Annotated in this window: 15 protein-coding genes and 1 riboswitch; of the genes, 1 reads left to right on the top strand and 14 read right to left on the bottom strand. The window is 70.2% G+C overall.

All coding sequences use genetic code 11. The features are described 5' to 3' along the window. Positions 1–4: 4 nt before the first annotated feature. Positions 5–163, bottom strand: a riboswitch (cyclic di-AMP (ydaO/yuaA leader). Between the two features lie 302 nt (positions 164–465). Then, entirely contained in the window at positions 466–2,538 is a 2,073-nt protein-coding gene (locus JIX55_RS42250; protein WP_257568493.1) for an alpha-galactosidase, read from the bottom strand. A 254-nt stretch (positions 2,539–2,792) separates the two neighbouring features. On the opposite strand from JIX55_RS42250, the gene JIX55_RS42245 reads away from it, so the two are divergent. Then, on the top strand, positions 2,793–3,590 hold the full coding sequence (locus JIX55_RS42245) for a tyrosine-protein phosphatase (protein ID WP_257568492.1): 798 nt from the start codon (positions 2,793–2,795) through the stop codon (positions 3,588–3,590). A 26-nt stretch (positions 3,591–3,616) separates the two neighbouring features. On the opposite strand, the gene JIX55_RS42240 is transcribed toward JIX55_RS42245, so the two are convergent. The 13 genes from JIX55_RS42240 to hpnC form a co-directional block, all read right to left on the bottom strand. Then, positions 3,617–3,739, bottom strand: a complete 123-nt coding sequence (locus JIX55_RS42240) for a DUF6126 family protein (RefSeq protein ID WP_257568491.1) — start codon at positions 3,737–3,739, stop codon at positions 3,617–3,619. Continuing rightward, the gene (locus tag JIX55_RS42235; RefSeq protein ID WP_257568490.1) at positions 3,736–4,368 is read right to left on the bottom strand and encodes a helix-turn-helix domain-containing protein; all 633 of its coding nucleotides are present in this window, start codon (positions 4,366–4,368) and stop codon (positions 3,736–3,738) included. The genes JIX55_RS42240 and JIX55_RS42235 overlap by 4 nt, the downstream gene beginning before the upstream one ends. A gap of 87 nt (positions 4,369–4,455) precedes the next feature. Continuing rightward, positions 4,456–5,865 (bottom strand): aspartate aminotransferase family protein, encoded by a 1,410-nt coding sequence (locus JIX55_RS42230; RefSeq protein ID WP_257568489.1) that lies wholly within the window; start codon positions 5,863–5,865, stop codon positions 4,456–4,458. Further along, positions 5,862–7,796, bottom strand: coding sequence for a 1-deoxy-D-xylulose-5-phosphate synthase (gene dxs / locus JIX55_RS42225; RefSeq protein ID WP_257568488.1), 1,935 nt, complete (start codon positions 7,794–7,796; stop codon positions 5,862–5,864). Before dxs ends, JIX55_RS42230 begins: the two co-directional genes overlap by 4 nt. Positions 7,797–7,837: 41 nt before the next feature. Beyond that, positions 7,838–8,995, bottom strand: a complete 1,158-nt coding sequence (gene ispG / locus JIX55_RS42220; protein WP_257568486.1) for a flavodoxin-dependent (E)-4-hydroxy-3-methylbut-2-enyl-diphosphate synthase — start codon at positions 8,993–8,995, stop codon at positions 7,838–7,840. Positions 8,996–8,999: 4 nt separating this feature from the next. Further along, positions 9,000–10,022: an adenosyl-hopene transferase HpnH gene (hpnH, locus tag JIX55_RS42215; RefSeq protein WP_257568485.1), complete on the bottom strand. Its 1,023-nt coding sequence runs from the start codon at positions 10,020–10,022 to the stop codon at positions 9,000–9,002. A 5-nt stretch (positions 10,023–10,027) separates the two neighbouring features. Next, entirely contained in the window at positions 10,028–10,672 is a 645-nt protein-coding gene (locus JIX55_RS42210) for a phosphorylase family protein (protein WP_257568484.1), read from the bottom strand. Continuing rightward, positions 10,672–12,666: a squalene--hopene cyclase gene (shc, locus tag JIX55_RS42205; protein WP_257568483.1), complete on the bottom strand. Its 1,995-nt coding sequence runs from the start codon at positions 12,664–12,666 to the stop codon at positions 10,672–10,674. The genes JIX55_RS42210 and shc overlap by 1 nt, the downstream gene beginning before the upstream one ends. A 138-nt stretch (positions 12,667–12,804) precedes the next feature. Then, positions 12,805–13,878, bottom strand: coding sequence for a polyprenyl synthetase family protein (locus tag JIX55_RS42200; protein WP_257568482.1), 1,074 nt, complete (start codon positions 13,876–13,878; stop codon positions 12,805–12,807). 68 nt (positions 13,879–13,946) lie between these two features. Continuing rightward, positions 13,947–15,374 carry a hydroxysqualene dehydroxylase HpnE gene (hpnE, locus tag JIX55_RS42195; RefSeq protein ID WP_257568481.1) on the bottom strand — a complete coding sequence of 476 codons (1,428 nt, stop codon included), beginning with the start codon at positions 15,372–15,374 and terminating at the stop codon, positions 13,947–13,949. Beyond that, positions 15,371–15,499: a DUF6380 family protein gene (locus JIX55_RS51655; RefSeq protein ID WP_443046659.1), complete on the bottom strand. Its 129-nt coding sequence runs from the start codon at positions 15,497–15,499 to the stop codon at positions 15,371–15,373. The genes hpnE and JIX55_RS51655 overlap by 4 nt, the downstream gene beginning before the upstream one ends. Further along, the gene (hpnD, locus tag JIX55_RS42190) at positions 15,499–16,449 is read right to left on the bottom strand and encodes a presqualene diphosphate synthase HpnD (protein WP_257568480.1); all 951 of its coding nucleotides are present in this window, start codon (positions 16,447–16,449) and stop codon (positions 15,499–15,501) included. The genes JIX55_RS51655 and hpnD overlap by 1 nt, the downstream gene beginning before the upstream one ends. Next, complete coding sequence (gene hpnC / locus JIX55_RS42185) at positions 16,446–17,348, bottom strand: squalene synthase HpnC (protein WP_257568479.1); 903 nt, start codon at positions 17,346–17,348, stop codon at positions 16,446–16,448. The genes hpnD and hpnC overlap by 4 nt, the downstream gene beginning before the upstream one ends. Positions 17,349–17,537 lie beyond the last annotated feature (189 nt).

Raw genomic sequence — 17,537 nt, 5'->3', positions numbered from 1 at the left:
GACGAATTCCTCTCCGGCGCCTGCGAGGTGAGCTGTCGGGTGCGGACTGGAGATGCCCGGCCGTGCTTGCGCACGACTTAACCCCTAGCCGTTCCGGAGACCGGAACAGGCGGTAATTCCTGTGGGTCCCCCGCTCCTGCCGTGGATCAGGTCGGTACGCGGCTCCGGTCGGCGGCAGGATTGGGCGTCCGTCCGGATTGACGCCGAACGTAAGCGACTTGTGCCCACAGGGACAACCATTGGGACTTCCTGTGCGTCTTCCTCCCTGATCCTTACATCAATTCACGATCACACTCCGTAAAAGACCGGCCTTTGGCATTTTCCAACCGCCCTGGAAACCCCCACGAATTACGTGGACATGACGGCCACAGAACGTCACGAATATGACGCTGCTCACGCACCTACGACCCAGTAGGCTTTATTCCAGGGCTTGTTGGAATTACAGCTCTATTTCGGACAGTTCACTCAAGTGCGACGCAAGCGGATAACCATCGCATCGAAGTCACCACGCAGCCCCGTCCGCAACCCGTGATGCAACAGCACCGCACCTCGGTGCACTTCGCCCGTTTCGCGACACTCGTACGCTTCTGTCGGGTCGAGGCCACGCAGCCGGATCGGCGCGAGCGGCTCGCCGTAGTGCTGGGCCTGGAGCCAGGCCAGGACGACGACCTCGTCGCCGTGGACGTACTGCACGGCGCTCAGCCCGCCCGTCGGCGGCCGCAACCGGTAGAGGTCGCCGCGCTGCACGACCGGCCGGATCTCCTTGTACAGCTCCACCCAGTCCCGCGCCTCGGCCAGCTCCTCCTCGGTCCACTCGGTGAGGTCGCCGCCGACACCGAGCACGCCCGCCATGGCACTGACGAAGCGGAAGCGCAGCGAGCTGACCCGGCCGTTGAGCTGGTTGTTCGGGCTGTCGGTGACCCAGGCGGCCATGGTCCGGGCCGGGTGGATCTGGCTGAAGCCGTGCTGGATGGCGAGCCGGTCGAGCGGGTCGGTGTTGTCGGAGGTCCACACCTGGTCCGTCCGCGCCATCACCCCGAGGTCGATACGGCCGCCGCCGCCCGAGCACGACTCGAACGCCACCCCCGGGTGCGCGGCCCGCAGCCGGTCCAGCAAGGCGTAGAAAGCGTGCACGTGCTCCACCCATACCTTCTGCGGGTACGGCTCGCCGGGCCAGCCGGCATCCGTGAAGCAGCGGTTGAAGTCCCACTTCACATAGTCGATCGGCGCGCTGGAGAGGAGCCCGTTCAACTGCCCCCAGAGATATTCCTGGACGTCCTCACGCGCGAGATTGAGTACGAGCTGATTGCGCAGCTCCGTCCGCTTTCGTCCCGGTTGGAACTGGGCCCATTCGGGGTGCGCCCGGTACAACTCGCTGTCCGGATTGACCATCTCGGGCTCGACCCAGATGCCGAACTGCATACCGAGGGCGTGCACATAGTCGGCGAGCGGCGTCAGCCCCTTCGGGAAACGGTCGGGGTTGGGGGTCCAGTCGCCGAGCCCGGCCCGGTCGCTGGTACGCGCGCCGAACCAGCCGTCGTCCACCACGAACAGCTCGACCCCGATGGCCGCCGCCCGCCGCGCGAGCGTCCCCTGCTGCTCCTCCGAGATGTCGAACTCGGTGGCCTCCCAGGAGTTGAAGAGCACCGGCCGGTCCTGGTCGGCGTCCGGGATGACGTACGTCCGCTGATACGTGTGCCAGGCGCGGCTGGCCCCGCCGAAGCCGTCGTCGCTCCACAGACCGGCGAAGACGGGGGTGGTGAACGTCCCGCCCGCCTCCAGCCGCAGCAGACCGGACTCGTCGTATCCGGCGCCGCCGGTGATCTGCACGCGCGCGTCCGGGAGTTGGGCGACCGCGATCCGCCAGGACCCCGACCAGCCGAGGGCGCAGCCGTAGACCTCGCCGCGCTCCTCGGTGGCGTCGGTGTCGAGGGCGACCCAGGGCAGATGCTGGTGCCCGGTGTGCCCCCGCCGGCTGCCGATCACCTTCTCGCCGTAGGTGAGGTCCCCGCGCACCAGCCGGGACTCGGCCGCCCATCGCCCGTGCAGCTGGGACAGCCGCCAGGCCTCCTCCCTCTGCGGCAGCGTCCAGGTCGCCGAGTCGGCCCGCAGCAGCTCCACCGCCGGTCCTTCGTTGGCGAGGGTCACCCAGCGCTCGATCACGTCGTCGCGCATCCGGTAGTGCAGTGTGATGCCGAGGCCGCCGTCGGTGAACCGCAGCCGCAGCTCGTCGCCGTCGGCCTCGTACGCCTGGAAGGCCCACTCGGTGCCGCGCCGCTCGTCCGTGCGCACGGAGAGGGCGGGGCGGGTGAAGCGGGGGCCGCCCTCGACGGGGTATTCCTCGTGCCCGTCGACCGGGGCCTCGAACGGCCAGTACGGCAACTGCTGCCGGGCGGCCAGTTCCTCGGCGTCGGCGAGCGCGATCCGCGGGCCCCAGTGCAGGTGCAGCAGCTCGTCGTTCTCCGTGAGCCGCAGGGCATAGCTGCTCCTGGGGCCCGCAAGAAGCCAGGTCCGGCCGTCGGCGCCGATTTCCAACATCAGATCCCCACAGATTCGAACAGGTGCGATCGGGCTCAACATCATCGCAGGTCGTCGCGGGCGCTCGCGGCACCTGTGGACAACTACCGACGGGGCCTTCGCGACACCTGTGGACAACCGCAGCGGGCCGTGCCGCGGCCCCTGTGGACAACTCATTGGCGTACGCACCCATGTCGTATCGTCGAGGGCGCGCCTCGGTGTCGAGTGCGCGCCCGTCGACGTTCGGCGCCGGCGGCCGGATGGGAGGAGCCCCAGTGACGCAGCAGGTCCCGTCGACCGAGCCCGAGCTGACCGGAGTGCGCAACTTCCGCGATGTGGGCGGTCTGCCGACCGTGGACGGCCGTCGGGTGCGCCACGGGGTGCTGTTCCGCAGTGGTCACCTCGCGCACGCGACCGACGAGGACACCGCGTTCCTGGCCTCCCTCGGTCTGCACACGGTCTTCGACTTCCGTAACGCGGCCGATCAGAAGCTGGAGGGCCCGGACGTCGAGCTGCCCGGCGTGCTCAACGTGAATCTACCGCTGAGCGACCCGGCGGACGGCGCCGAGTTCTGGAAGATGGTCCGCGACGGCGATCTGGACCAACTGCGCGCACTGCTCGACGACGGCAAGGGGGCCGGCCGGATGATCGCCTCCTACCGGACCATCATCAAGCACCGCACGGCCGAGCACTCCCGTGTGCTGCACGCGCTGGCCGAGGACAGCGTGCCCGCGCTGATGCACTGCGCGGCGGGCAAGGACCGAGCGGGCCTCTCCATCGCCATCACCCTCCTCGCCCTGGGCGTCGAGCGCGCGGCCATCGTCGCCGACTACCTGGAGTCGAACGCCAAGCACCGCCGTTACAAGGTGCACCGCAGCAGCACCTCCGCGAGCGCCTACTCCCCGGAGGTCATGGAGCTGTTGAGCCCACTGTTCGACGCCCGCGCCGAGTACCTCCAGACGGCCTTCGACACGGTCGAGGAAACCTGGGGCGATGTGGACACATATCTGGAGCAGGGCCTGAAGGTGACCCCGCAGACCCGGGAGCGGCTGCGCGAGCGACTGCTCGACTAGGCGACCGGCCGGCCCCGACCGCACGCCTACTGCTGGGCACCCACCTCGAACAGCAGATAGACGAAGGCCGCGAAGAGATGGCCGGCCGCGATGTAGATGATGAGCCGCACCCACAGGGCGCGGGGGAACTTCTCTTCCAGGTCGGTCACGGGGTCTCTCCAGGGGTGGTCGGCCCGAGGCACAGCGCGGCGGTCGGGCTCTGCAAGAGGGTGTGGACGAACAGGAAGTCGGCGCCGTCGTGGTCGGCGGCGGCGATGCGGTGCGGGGTCAGCGAGTCGAAGTGCGCGCTGTCCCCGGGCGCGAGCAGATGCGTGGTGTCCCCGAGGCGCAGCCGCAGCCGCCCCTTCAGGACGTACAGCCATTCCTCGCCGGGATGGACGCGGACGATGTCGCCCTGCGAGCCGTGCGGCACATGGACACGCAGCGCCTGCATCCCACGCCCGGGCGCGCCCGCCTGCCAATAGGTCCAGCCGCCGGCCTCGGTCGGCTCCATCTCGGACGCGCGGAGTACGGCGTCCCGCTCGGCGACGGTCTCGCCGAGCAGCTCCGAGACCGTCGTACCGTAGATACGGGCCAGCGCGAGCAGCATCGGCAGTGAGGGCTGGCGCTGCCCGGTCTCCAGCCGGGAGAGGTGCGCGGGCGACAGCCCGGCGGCGCGGGCCGCCGCCTCCAGGGTGAGGGAGGCCCGGCGGCGCAGGGCCCGCAACTGCGGAGCGACCGCGGGCAGTTCCCCGTTCAACGGGGGCTCGGGAGGGTTCGTACCCTCGGAAGGGCTCATGCCCTCCATTCAGCCGGAGCTTTGCCTGTGGGGCAAATTTCTTGCCTCGGAGGCAAAACCGGGCCGCACCACCGGCGGCCCTGCGCACTACCGGTTGGCCACCGCCTGTTTCACCAGCGTCTTGCCGAAGTCCCACATCAGTCCGCCCCCGCCGTGCGCGTCGTCCATCACCGCGGTGAAGGCCTCGACGAACCGGTCGACCTCCCGCTCCCCGATGACCAGCGGCGGGATCAGCTTGATCACCTCCAGATGGTCGCCGGAGACCTGGGTGAGGATGCGGTGCCGCTGCAGCAGCGGTACGACGACCATCTGCGCGAACAGTCCCTTGCGGGCCGCCTGGAGCATCGTCCAACGACTGCGCAGCTTCAGCGACTTGGGCCTGCCGAATTCGATGCCGATCATCAGCCCCCGGCCGCGTACGTCGCTGAGCAGCTCGTACTTGTCGACCAGTGCCGCGAGCCGGCTCTTCAGCAGCGACCCGGTGGCCCGGGCGCCCGCCACGATCTGCTCGTTCTCCATGACCGAGAGGACGGCGAGCCCGGCGGCCATGGCCTGGGCGTTGGAGCCGAAGCTCGCCGAGTGGACGAGGACGCGGTCCATCGACGAGTAGACCTTCTTGAAGATCCACTCCCTGCCGAGGGTCGCCCCGACCGGGACATAGCCGCCGGAGAGCGCCTTCGCCACGCACACCAGGTCCGGCTCGACGCCGTCCTCGTGCTGGTAGGCGTAGAAGTCCCCGGTCCGCCCGAGCCCGGTCTGCACCTCGTCGACGATCAGCAGCGCCCTGTGCCGGTGCAGCAGTTCCTGGGCGGCGCGCAGATATCCGGGCGGCGCCTCGTGCACACCCTTGCCCTGAATGGGCTCCACGACGAGCGCGGCGACATCGCCCTTCTTCAACTCCCGTGCGAGGGAGTCGAGATCACCGAGGGGTACGGCCGTGTCGGGCAGCAGCGGTGCGAAGCCGTCCCGGAAGCCGGGCTCGCCGTTCACGGACAGCGAGCCGGTGGTCAGCCCGTGGAAGGCGTGGTCGCAGTACAGGACCCGCGGTCTGCCGGTGGCGTACCGGGCGAACTTCAGCGCGGTCTCGACGGCCTCGGTGCCGCTGTTGCCGAAGAACACCCGGTCCAGGTGCGGACTGTGGGTGAGCAGCTTCTCCGCGAGCAGCCCGGGCAGTGGCTGGCAGTCGAAGCGGGTCAGGTCGGCGAGCCGCGCGTCGAGCACGTCGTGCAGCGCCTTGCGGACCACGGGGTGGTGGCGGCCGAGCCCCATCACCCCGAACCCGGCGAGCATGTCCAGGTAGTCGTCACCGTCCGCGTCCCAGAAGTACGCGCCCTCGGCCCGCTCGTACACCTTGTCGAAGCCGATGGTGTGCAGCATGCGCGGGAGTTGGTGGTTGAGGTGCCGGGCGTGGAGTTCGTAGCGCTCGGCGCCACGTTCGGCGAGGAGTCTGCCGAGGTCGAACTCCTCGGTTCCGGCGGCGGGTTCCACGGTGGTCATTCCGGTTTCTCCTTGGAAAGCTCGGCCTCGGGCAGGTCGGGCTTCGCGAACTCGTCCTTGGCGGCCAGCGAGGCGCTGATCCGCCCGGCGATCTCGACCGGTGTCAGACCTATGTCCGCCAGTACCTCCCCGCGCTTGGCGTGCGGGAGGAACTGCTCCGGAATCCCGAACCGCCGTACGGGTACGTCGACTTCGGCGTCCCCCAGAGCCAGCGCGACCGCCGAACCGACTCCGGCGGCCCGGCTGTTGTCCTCCACGACGGCCACCAGCCGGTGTTCGTCGGCGAGCCACGGCAGCGCCGGATCGACCGGCTTGACCCAGCGCGGGTCGACGACGGTGCAGCCGATGCCCCGCGCCTGAAGCAGCTCGGCGGCCTGCAGGCACACCGACGCCATCACGCCGACGGCGACCAGCAGCACCTCCGGACGGTCCGAGGACGAGGAGCGGTGCAGGACGTCCATGCCGCCCACCTGTTCCAGGGACGGGATCTCCGGCCCCACCGACTCCTTCGGGAACCGGATCAGCGTGGGAGCGTCGTCGACGGCGACCGCCTCCCGCAGCTGCGCCCGCAGCTGGTCGGCGTCACGCGGCGCGGCGATCCGCAGCCCCGGCACGACCTGGAGGATCGACATGTCCCACATACCGTTGTGTGACGGACCGTCGACACCCGTCACACCGGCCCGGTCCAGGACGAAGGTGACCCCGCACCGGTGCAGCGCCACGTCCATCAGCAACTGGTCGAAGGCCCGGTTGAGGAAGGTCGCGTAGACCGCCACGACCGGGTGGAGTCCGCCGGTGGCGAGCCCGGCCGCCGACACCGCCGCGTGCTGCTCGGCTATCCCGACGTCCCACACCCGGTCCGGGTACTTCTCCGCGAACTTGCCGAGCCCGACCGGGTGCAGCATCGCCGCCGTGATGGCGACGACGTCCTCGCGCTCGTCGCCGATCCGTACGATCTCGTCGCCGAAGACCGAGGTCCAGGACGGTCCGCCGGCGGGGGTGAGCGGTTCGCAGGTCAGTGGGTCCATCACGCCGACCGTGTGGAAGTGGTCCTCCTCGTTGGCGAGCGCGGGCTCGTACCCACGCCCCTTCTGCGTCAGGCAGTGGACGAGGACGGGCCCGTGGAAGCGCTTGGCGCGGCGCAGCGCCGACTCGACCGCCTTGACGTCGTGCCCGTCGATCGGGCCGACGTACTTCAGGCCCAGGTCCTCGAACATGCCCTGCGGTGCGAACGCGTCCTTGAAGCCCTTCTTCGCCCCGTGCAGCGCCTCGTAGACCTGGTGGCCGACGACCGGTGTGCTCAGCAGGACGTCCTTGCCCCAGGCGAGGAACTGCTCGTAGCCGTCGGTGGTCCGCAGGGTCGCGAGGTGGGTGGCGAGACCGCCGATGGTCGGGGAGTACGAGCGCTCGTTGTCGTTGACGACGATGATCAGCGGCCGGTCCTTGGCGGCCGCGATGTTGTTCAGCGCCTCCCAGGCCATGCCGCCGGTCAGCGCGCCGTCGCCGATGACCGCGACCACATGGCCCTTCTCCCCCCGCACCTGGCGGGCCTTGGCGAGGCCGTCCGCCCAGCCGAGTGCGGTGGAGGCGTGACTGTTCTCGACGATGTCGTGCTCGGACTCCTCGCGCGAGGGATAGCCGGACAGGCCGCCCTTGCCGCGCAGCTTGGAGAAGTCCTGACGTCCGGTCAGAAGCTTGTGCACATAGCTCTGGTGTCCGGTGTCCCAGACGATGCGGTCGACGGGTGACTCGAAGACCCGGTGGAGCGCGACGGAGAGTTCCACCACCCCCAGATTGGGCCCCAGGTGACCACCCGTCCTGGCGACCGCGTGCACCAGGAACTCCCGGATCTCTTCGGCCAGTTCACCGAGTTCCGCCTCGCTCAGCGCCTTCAGGTCGCGCGGTTGCCGGATGCTCTCCAGAATCGTCACGTCGGGCCCCCTCTCGATCCGTGCTCTCTCAGCCCGTGTTGTCAGCTCACGGTGACCGCCGGCTCCCCCGACGCGACGCCGTCCTTCTCCATCTGCTCGGCGATCTTCATCGCCTCGTCGATGAGGGTCTCCACGATCTTCGACTCGGGGACGGTCTTGATGACCTCGCCCTTCACGAAGATCTGCCCCTTGCCGTTGCCGGAGGCGACCCCCAGGTCCGCCTCCCGCGCCTCCCCGGGGCCGTTGACGACGCAGCCCATGACGGCCACCCGCAACGGCACCTCCATGCCCTCCAGCCCGGCGGTCACCTCGTCCGCCAGCCGGTACACATCGACCTGCGCCCGCCCGCACGACGGACACGACACGATCTCCAGCCGCCGCTGCCGCAGGTTCAGTGACTCCAGGATCTGGATGCCGACCTTGACCTCCTCGGCGGGCGGAGCGCTCAGCGAGACCCGGATCGTGTCGCCGATCCCCTCACTGAGCAGCGCCCCGAAGGCGACGGCGGACTTGATGGTCCCCTGGAAGGTCGGACCGGCCTCCGTCACACCCAGATGCAACGGGTAGTCGCACTGATCCGCCAACTGGCGGTACGCCTCGATCATCACGACCGGGTCGTTGTGCTTGACGGAGATCTTGATGTCCCGGAAGTCGTGCTCCTCGAACAGCGACGCCTCCCACAGCGCGGACTCCACCAGCGCCTCGGGCGTCGCCTTGCCGTACTTCCGCAGGAGCCGCTTGTCGAGCGAGCCGGCGTTGACCCCGATCCGGATCGGTGTCCCGTGCTCCTTCGCCGCCCCCGCGATCTCCTTCACCTTGTCGTCGAACTGCTTGATGTTGCCGGGGTTCACCCGCACCGCCGCACACCCGGCCTCGATCGCCGCGAACACGTACTTCGGCTGGAAGTGGATGTCCGCGATCACCGGGATCTGCGACTTGCGGGCGATGGTGGCGAGGGCGTCCGCGTCGTCCTGCGTGGGGCAGGCGACCCGGACGATCTGGCAGCCGGACGCGGTGAGCTCCGCGATCTGCTGCAGGGTGGCGCCGATGTCCGACGTACGGGTCGTCGTCATCGACTGCACCGACACCGGGGCCCCGCCCCCCACGGCCACCGGACCGACCTGGATCCGCCGCGCGAGGCGGCGCTCCGCGACCGGTCGGGCGGGCATGTCGGGGACGCCCAGCGACACGGCGGTCATCACATCACCCCTGGTTCCCGGAGACGGTCTCACGCATGGCGCGCAGGGACTCCTTCAGTGATCCCATGGTGGCGAGGACGGCGGTCGGCTCGTAACCGCAGTGCGCCATGCAGTTGGCGCAGCGCGGGTCCTTGCCGCGGCCGTACGCGTCCCAGTCGGTGTCCTCGATCAGCTCCCGGTACGTCGTGACGTACCCGTCGCTCATCAGATAGCAGGGCCTCTGCCAGCCGAAGAGCGAGTAGTTCGGGATCGCCCACGCCGTGCACGGGAAGTCGACCTTGCCCTCCAGGAAGTCGAGGAACAGGGGCGAGTGGTTGAGCCGCCAGCGCCGCCGGTTGCCGCCCGCGAAGGCCTTCTTGAACAGTTCGCGGGTCTGCTCCACGCCGAGGAAGTGCTCCTGGTCGGGGGCCTTCTCGTAGGCGTAGGCGGGAGAGATCATCATCTCGTCGACCTTGAGGTCGTCATTGAGGTAGTTGAGGACCTCGATGATGGTCTGCGGGGTGTCGGTGTTGAAGAAGGTCGAGTTGGTGGTCACCCGGAAGCCGCGCCTCTTGGCCTCCTTGATGGCGGCCACGGCCTCGTCGAACACCCCCTCCTTCGCCACCGACTCGTCGTGCCGCTCCCGCAGCCCGTCGATGTGGACGGCGAAAGCGAAGTACGGCGAGGGCTTGAACTCGCCCATCTTCTTGCGCAGCAGCATCGCGTTGGTGCACAGGAACACGTACTTCTTCCTGGCCACGAGCTGTCGTACGATCTCGTCGATCTGAGGGTGCATCAGGGGCTCGCCGCCCGCGATCGACACCATCGGCGCGCCGGACTCCAGGACTGCGCCCACGGCCTGCGCCACCGGCATGCGCTGCTTGAGCACGCCCGCGGGGTGCTGGATCTTGCCGCAGCCCTCGCACTTCAGATTGCAGGCGTAGAGCGGTTCCAGCTCGACGATCAGCGGGAACTTGTCCCGCTTGCGGAGCTTCTGTTCAGCGAGATACGTCGCCACCTTGATGGACTGGCGGAGCGGCATGGCCATCTGGCTCACCTCCTGGGGAGCAGCAAAGAACGGTGCCATTCGTAGTAGGCGGGGAGAACGGCACGAAGAACGCGGAAAGCTGATATTCCACCGCGTACCGTGCCGATCCGGACCAGTTCATGTTCTGGAGCGTCCACGACCACCCGGACGGCCGCAACCGGGCGTACGCCCGATCTCACGGCGCAGTGGAGCGTGACCGCCGACTCCATGTCGACCGCGAGCGCCCCGGTCGCGAACAGATCGGACCGTTCCTGACCGCGTACGACGTGATCGGATCCGGTGAGCGGGCCGGTGTGGACCATGCGCCCGGGCACGGCCCGCCCCAGCTCCTTGACCAGGAGTTCGGTGCCCACACACGGCGTGACGGCGCCGTCCGGGCCCCGGGTCTCCTCGGCGACCACGAGATCGCCGGGGTGCATGCCCGGGGCGAGTCCGGCACAGAACCCGGTGGCCAGCACGGCCGCGTCGCGCAGCCCCGGGTCGGCGAGCAGTCGGGTGACGGACCGCTCGGCTGCCCTCGGCCCCATGCCGGTGCGCAGTACGGTGACCGGGCCCCCGGCGCCGCCCCGGTCGCCGCTGCGCAGGGCGAGCTGCTCGATGCCGAGCGCACAGGCGATCAGCAGCGGGGCCGGGGCGGCGGGCGTGTTCATCAGCTTTCCCTGGCTTTCAGGACGGCCGGCTCGCCGTTGACGTACCGGCCGAGTGCGGTGAGCGGGAACACCTGCCGGTAGAGGTGGTAGTTGATCGAGAAGTCCCAGGGGAAGCCGGTGCCGGTGAAGTAGGGCTCGTCCCAGCCGCCGTCCTCCCGCTGGGTCTGGGCGAGCCACTCGATACCGCGTTCGGTGGCCTTGGCGTCCCGCTCCCCCGCCGCCAGCAGCGCGAGCAGGGCCCACGCGGTCTGGGAGGCGGTGGAGGCGCCCTTGCCGCCCCACGCGGCGGGGTCCGGGTAGGAGCGCAGGTCCTCGCCCCAGCCTCCGTCGTCGTTCTGCACGGCCTCCAGCCAGGCCACGGCCCGGCGGATCGCGGGATGCGCGGCGGGCAGCCCTGCGGTCACCAGCGCGGGGACCACCGACCCGGTGCCGTAGACGTAGTTGACGCCCCAGCGGCCGAACCATGAGCCGTTCGGCTCCTGTTCGGCGAGCAGCCACTCGATGCCCCGCCGGGTGCGCGGATCGTGGGACAGCCCCTCGACCGCGAGCATCTCCACCACATGCGCGGTGACGTCGGCGGACGGCGGGTCGATCACCTCGCCGAAGTCGCAGAACGGCAGCCGGTTGGGGAACGGGCTGGTGTTGTCGACGTCGAAGGCGCCCCAGGCCCCGTTCCTCGACTGCATGCCGAGGTTCCAGCGCACCCCGCGCCGGATGGCCTTCTCGACCCGCTCCGGGTCGTGGTGCTCGACCCGGCGGAGCGCCAGTACGACCTCGGCGGTGTCGTCGATGTCGGGGTAGTTGTCGTTGTGGAACTCGAACGCCCAGCCGCCGGGCGGCAGTTGGGGACGCTTGACCGCCCAGTCGCCGGGACGGACGATCTCCTCGCCGAGCATCCAGTCGGCGGCCTTGACGAGTTGGGGATGGTCGGCGGGCAGGCCCGCGTCGGCGAGGGCGATGGTGGCGAGGCAGGTGTCCCATACCGGGGACTGGCACGCCTCGATCATCCGGGCCCCGTCCTCGCGCCACACGGCGAACCGGTCGAGGGACTCCAACCCGGCCCGCATCACGGGGTGTTGCAGGTCGTAGCCGAGCAGGTGCAGCGCGATGACCGAGTAGACGGCAGGAGGCTGGATGCCACCCCAGCAGCCGTCGTTCTCCTGTCGTTCGATGATCCATCGGGCCGCGCTGTTCATGGCCGCCTTGCGCAGCCACTTCAGCGCCACCTTGTGGTAGCCGTGCAGGACCTTGTCGAGCCGCTGAAAGGCGCCCTCCCAACTGCCCAGAGCAGCGAGGGGTTTGGGCGGGTTCGGTCGCCCGGGGTCGGTGTGCAGCTCGTCGAGCGGGAACGGTGCGGGCCGTACCGGGCGCTTCGCCGAGACGACGGTCAGCGGCACGACCGTCTGGCGGGCCCAGCACCCGAAGTCGTAGATGTTCAGCGGCATCCACTTCGGGAAGTAGACGATCTCCGGCGGCATCTCCGGCAGGTCGTCCCACTTCCACCAGCCGAACAGGGCCAGCCAGATGCGGGTGAAGACCCGGGCGGCGGCGATCCCGCCCCGCTCCCGGATCCACGCGGACGCCTTCGCCATGTGCGGCTCGGCCGGGTCGTCCCCGGCCAGCCGTAGCGCGACGTACGCCTCGATGGTGGCGGAGAGTTCGGGCGGGCCGCCGTAGAAGGTGGCCCAGGTGCCGTCCGCACGCTGCTCGCCTCTGATGAAGAGGGCGGCGGCCTGGGTGGTCTTCTCGTCGCGGATGCCCAGGAACTGACGGAGCAGCAGGTCCTCGGCGTCCATGGTGACGTTGGTCTCCAGGTCGCCCTTCCACCAGCCCTGGGCGTCCTGTCGGGAGAGCAGGTATGCGGTGGCGCGCCGCATGGCGTGCGTGGCGGCGTCCTGGACCCCTGCCGTCACCGGGGTGTCGTGGTCGGTGTCGCTGGCCGAGGCAGCGCGGGGCGGCAGTGCCCCGGTGCTTCCGTCGGTCGTCGCTGTCATGGCTTCCCCTTCGTGCAGTGGACGGATCTCTCTGCGGTGGGTCAGCCGTCGGCCGGTGCGTGCCCGGTGACAAGGCACCGGCCGGCGACTACGCGAGGCCTATTCGACCGATCGTGGTCGGCTCCTGAGGGATGGCGATCATCTCTTCCGTACGACGACGAAGTCGGCGAGCGCCGCGAACTGGTCCCGCACCCGCTCGGGCATCCGGATCGAGTCCAGTGCCTCGATGGCGATCGCGTGCTGGCGGCGCGCCTCCTCGGCGGTCCACTCCCGGCCGCCCGCCTCCTCGATGAGGGCGGCGCGCGCGGCGAACTCCTCCTCGGAGAAGTTCTCGAAGTCGCTGCTCTTGGCGTCGGCGGCGAGGAGGTCACCGAGCTGCTCCGAGGCCGGGCCCCCAGCCGCGAGGGCGGCCACGACCGGCAGGGACTTCTTGCGCTGGCGCAGATCGCTCCAGGTCTGCTTGCCCGTGGAGACCGGGTCGCCCCAGATGCCCAGCAGGTCGTCGACGGCCTGGAAGGCGAGGCCGAGGTGGTAACCGTACTTCTCCAGTGTGTCGGCGGTGCGGTCGTCCGCGCCGCCGAGGACCGCGCCGATGGAGCAGGCGCAGGCGAGCAGGGCGCCGGTCTTGTTGCCCTCCATCTCCAGGCACTCCTCGACGGTGACCCGCTCGCGGTGCTCGTAGGAGATGTCCTGGGCCTGCCCGTCGATGAGCGCGCGGGTCGCCGTGGTGATGCGGCGGGTGGCGCGGGCCGCCTCGGCGGTGCCGAGTTCGAGGAGGATCTCGTTGGCGAGGACCATCAGGGCGTCGCCGACGAGGATGGCCTGGGCGGGGCCGTGCACCTTCCAGACGGTGTCGCGGTGGCGGCGTTGTTCGTCGCCGTCCATCAGGTCGTCGTGCAGCAGCGAGAAGTTGTGCACCAGTTCCACCGCGACCGCCCCGGGGATGCCGACCTCGGGTGCGGCGCCGGTGACCTCGGCGGACATGACGGCGAGTGCGGGGCGTACGGCCTTGCCGCCGTCGCCGTCCGCCGGGTTGCCGTGGGCGTCGATCCAGCCGAAGTGGTAGGCGGCGACGGTGTCCATGGGCGGCGCCAGCCGATCGACGGCCGCCCGCAGCACGGGGGTGGCCAGGGTCCGCCCGCGCTCCAGGAGCGCGGTCACGTCCACCGCGGTCCTCGCAGCGGCCGTCACGGCCGGGGGCACAGTGGGCACAGTCTCTCCAGATGTCGATGTGTTCGCGGTACCGAGAGTGCGGGAACCGGTCCGGTGCGCTTCGAGCGTCACGCCGCCTCCTCATGGTCGAAGAGGTGATCTCGGGGCCGGCCCAGAGCGGCCAGTGCGGCGTCCGCCGCACCGATGCCGCTGCGGACCGCACTCTCCATGGTCGCGGGCCACCCGGTGGCGGTCCACGCTCCGGCCAGGTACAGGCCGGGTGCCTTGGTGCGGGCGCCGGGCCTGAGCCGTCCGACGCCGGGGGTGGGAGCGAAGGTCGCGGTGCGCTCCCGGGTCACGAAGAAGTCCTTCACTTCGGCGCCCCGCGCGGGGGGCAACAGCCGCTCCAGCTCGGGCAGATACCGCTCGCGCAGCGCGGACACGGGCGCGTCGATCTCGTCCTGCGCGGCCGACTGCGAGAGCGCCAGGTACTGGCCCTCGCTCAGCCCGGACGCCTCGGTCCGGTCGAAGACCCACTGCACGGGGGAGCCGAGCGCCGCGAAGAACGGCTTGCTCAGCACCTTGCGGTCGTACACCACATGGACGTTGAGGATCGGCGCGGTACCGATCTCCAGCAGCCGCCCGGGCTCGTCGAGCGCGCCCTCGGGCAGCAGGTCATACGCCTCGCGCTGCGGTACGGCGAGGACGACCGCGTCGACGTCGAGGCTCTCGCCGGGAACCTCGACGCGCCAATTCCCGTTCCGCTGGGGGGAGATGGAGGTGACGCGTGTACGCAGTTCGGTACGGACGCCCACCGAGTCGAGCGCCTTGCGGGCCAGCCGGTCGTGCAGTTCACCCAGCGGGACATGGGCCCAGCCGATGTCGGCCGCGCCCGGGTCGGACAGCAGACCCGTCTTGAACACCATCGCGGCGAGCCCGAGGGAGGCGTCCTGGGCCACCGCATTGAGGGTGGCGACCCCCACGAGGTCCCACAGTGCCTCGACGGCACGCGCCGACTGACCATGCGCGGCCAGCCAGCCGCCGAAGTCCCGCTCGTCCAACGCGGGATCCGCGAGGTCGAGCGCCTTGAGCGCCAGTGCGGCACGCCCCACTCTGGCGCGCTCGGTGAGCGAGAGATGGGTGTACGTGGCCAGACTGCGCCCCAGATGCAGGGGTACGGGCAGCGCGTCGCGCCGCAGTCTGCCGAGCCGCCGTCCGGGCCGTGCGTCGGCGTCGAGAACCGGCACGTCGAGGCGATCCTGCAGCGGCGCCAGCGCGGTCCCGTCGACGCGGTCGAGGAACCAGCGGTAGGCGGTGCAGCAGCGCAGATAGACATGCTGTCCGTTGTCAACGGTCAGGTTGCCGCGCTGGAAGGAGAAGGCGAGCCCGCCGAGGCGGGGCCGCCCTTCCAGGAGGGTGACCCGTACGCCGGCGTCGGCGAGCGAGAGCGCGGCGGTGGTGCCCGCCAGCCCCCCGCCGACCACCACGGCCGTGCTCCGGGGGCGGCCCGTACCGTCCACGTCCAGCAGTCCCTCGGACTGTGCGTCGTCGGTCATCGTGCACCCTCCCCCAGGTGCTGGATCGGTCCTCGGCAGGCCGTCGCAGTCAGGGACGCGCCGGCGCCGCGGAGGGTTGCGTACCACTTTTCCCCGATGGGTTCGCCTTGGCCCAGATTGTCCATCAGACGCGCCTCCTGACGGTATGGCGCGACACATGGCGGGCGTCCAGACCGGACAGGCCGCGTACGGCGACGTAGGCCTTCTCGCGGCCGGGCAGCGAGACCCGGCCGCGCAGCACGGCCTCCGGCTCGCGCTCGATGCGGTCGAGCAGCCGCCGGTAGATGCCGGCCATGGCGGCGACACAGGCGCCGCTGCGCCGGTCGAGCATCGGCAGCAGGCGGTAGCCCTCGGCGAAGAGGGCGCGGGCCCGGCGCACCTCGAAGTGCACCAGACCCGCGAAGTCGGAGTCGGCCGGCGGGAGCGGCCCGGCGAACCCGGCCGAGCAGCCGAATTTCGCGAGGTCGTCGGCGGGCAGATAGGTACGGCCGCCCAACGCGTCCTCCCGAACATCCCTGAGGATGTTGGTGAGTTGGAGCGCGAGCCCGAGGGTGTCGGCGTACTCCGGCGCGCGTTCCGCGCCGCGCGCCCCGGGTTCCGTGCCGAAGACGCCGAGCGAGAGCCGGCCGATGGCACCGGCGACACAGCGGCAGTAGACCTTCAGGTCGTCCCAGGTCTCGTAGGTCTCGCCGCGTACGTCCATGAGGACGCCGTCGATGAGTTCGTCGAGGGCGTCGAGCGGGATCGGGAAGGCCTGTCCGGCGTGGGCGAGGGCCACCGCGACGGGGTCCGTGTCGTCCTCGTCGACGGAGTTGTCCCGGATCCGGGTGAGCAGCGCTCTGGCCTCCTCCAGCCGGGCCGTTTTGACCTCGACGGCGAGCGCGCCGTCACCGATGTCGTCGACGCGCCGGGAGAACGCGTACAGCGCGGACATCGCGCGGCGCTTGGGCGTCGGCAGAAGTCTGATGCCGTAGGCGAAGTTGCGGGCCTGCCGCGCGGTGACGGCCTCGCAGTAGCTGTAGGCGGCGAGTACCGGTGCGGACGCGTGCGGTTCCGACTCCACGGTCCGGATCACCCCTCTCCTCGCAGGGTCGCGCCCACCTCGCGCAGCAGCCGGAGCTTGCCGGGCTTGGGCGGGCCGGGAAGTACGTCGAATTCGGCGGCGGTGATCGCGTGGACGGCCGCCCTTCCTCCCGCCACGAACCCCGCGAGGAGCAGCCTCAGCCTGCCGTGGACGCTACCCACGAGGGGGGTGCCCTCATTCAGGAGATTCCGGGCGCGTTCCGCCTCGTACGCGACCAGTGCGCGCACCGATGCGCCTGCTGTGGGAGCGGCGAGATCCGCCTCCTGGACGTGAAAGCGCTTCATGTCCACGGCCGGCAGATAGACACGGTCGCGGCCCAGGTCCTCGGCCACGTCCTGGAGGTGTTCGACGATCTGCAGGGCGGTGCAGATCGCGTCGGAGTGCCGGACCCGCTCGGGGGTGCTGGTGCTGGTGACGGCGAGGACCAGATGGCCGACCGGGTTGGCGGACAGCCGGCAGTAGTCGAGCAGGTCGTCGTAGGTCTCGTACCGCTTGACCAGCTGATCCTGGCGGTTGGCGGCGATCAGGGCGAGGAACGGCTCGGGGGTCAGGGAGCAACGGCGGACGGTGTGCTGGAGTCTGCGCAGCAGCGGGTGGTTCGGGGTGGTGTCGAAGACCTTGCCGAGGTCGGCCTCGAAGGCGTCGAGGAGGAGCTGCCGGTCGTCGGCGTCCTGCGGGGAGACACCCAGGAGGCGGGCGTCGGCGCCGCCGGGGGCGAGGTCGCCGTCACCGATGTCGTCGACGAGGCGGGCGAAGCCGTAGACGGCCATCAGGTCGTCGCGCCAGGCCCTGGGCAGGAAGAACGGGGCGACGGGAAAGTTCTCGGCGCCGGCCTTGTCGAGGGTGTCGCGCTCCGGGTCCCCGGTGCGCGCCGTCCCGGTTTCGGTCACCGCCCGTCACCCGGCGCGGGAACGGCAGAAGCGTGGTTGAGCTGGGGAGTCTCCATAGCCATGGCCGTCACATCTCCCGTTCTACACTGCCGACCCAATACGCACTATTTCGGACACGCCGCCCAGCGGGCGGCGCCTGCGGCTGATGCCGGATGTCGCGCATTATGGACCCACTTGCCGCGATTCGGC

The sequence above is a fragment of the Streptomyces sp. DSM 40750 genome (assembly GCF_024612035.1).
In the GTDB taxonomy this organism is placed as follows: Bacteria; Actinomycetota; Actinomycetes; order Streptomycetales; family Streptomycetaceae; genus Streptomyces.
Note: the sequence above shows the minus strand (reverse complement) of the source record. Positions and strands in the feature narration are given on the sequence as shown.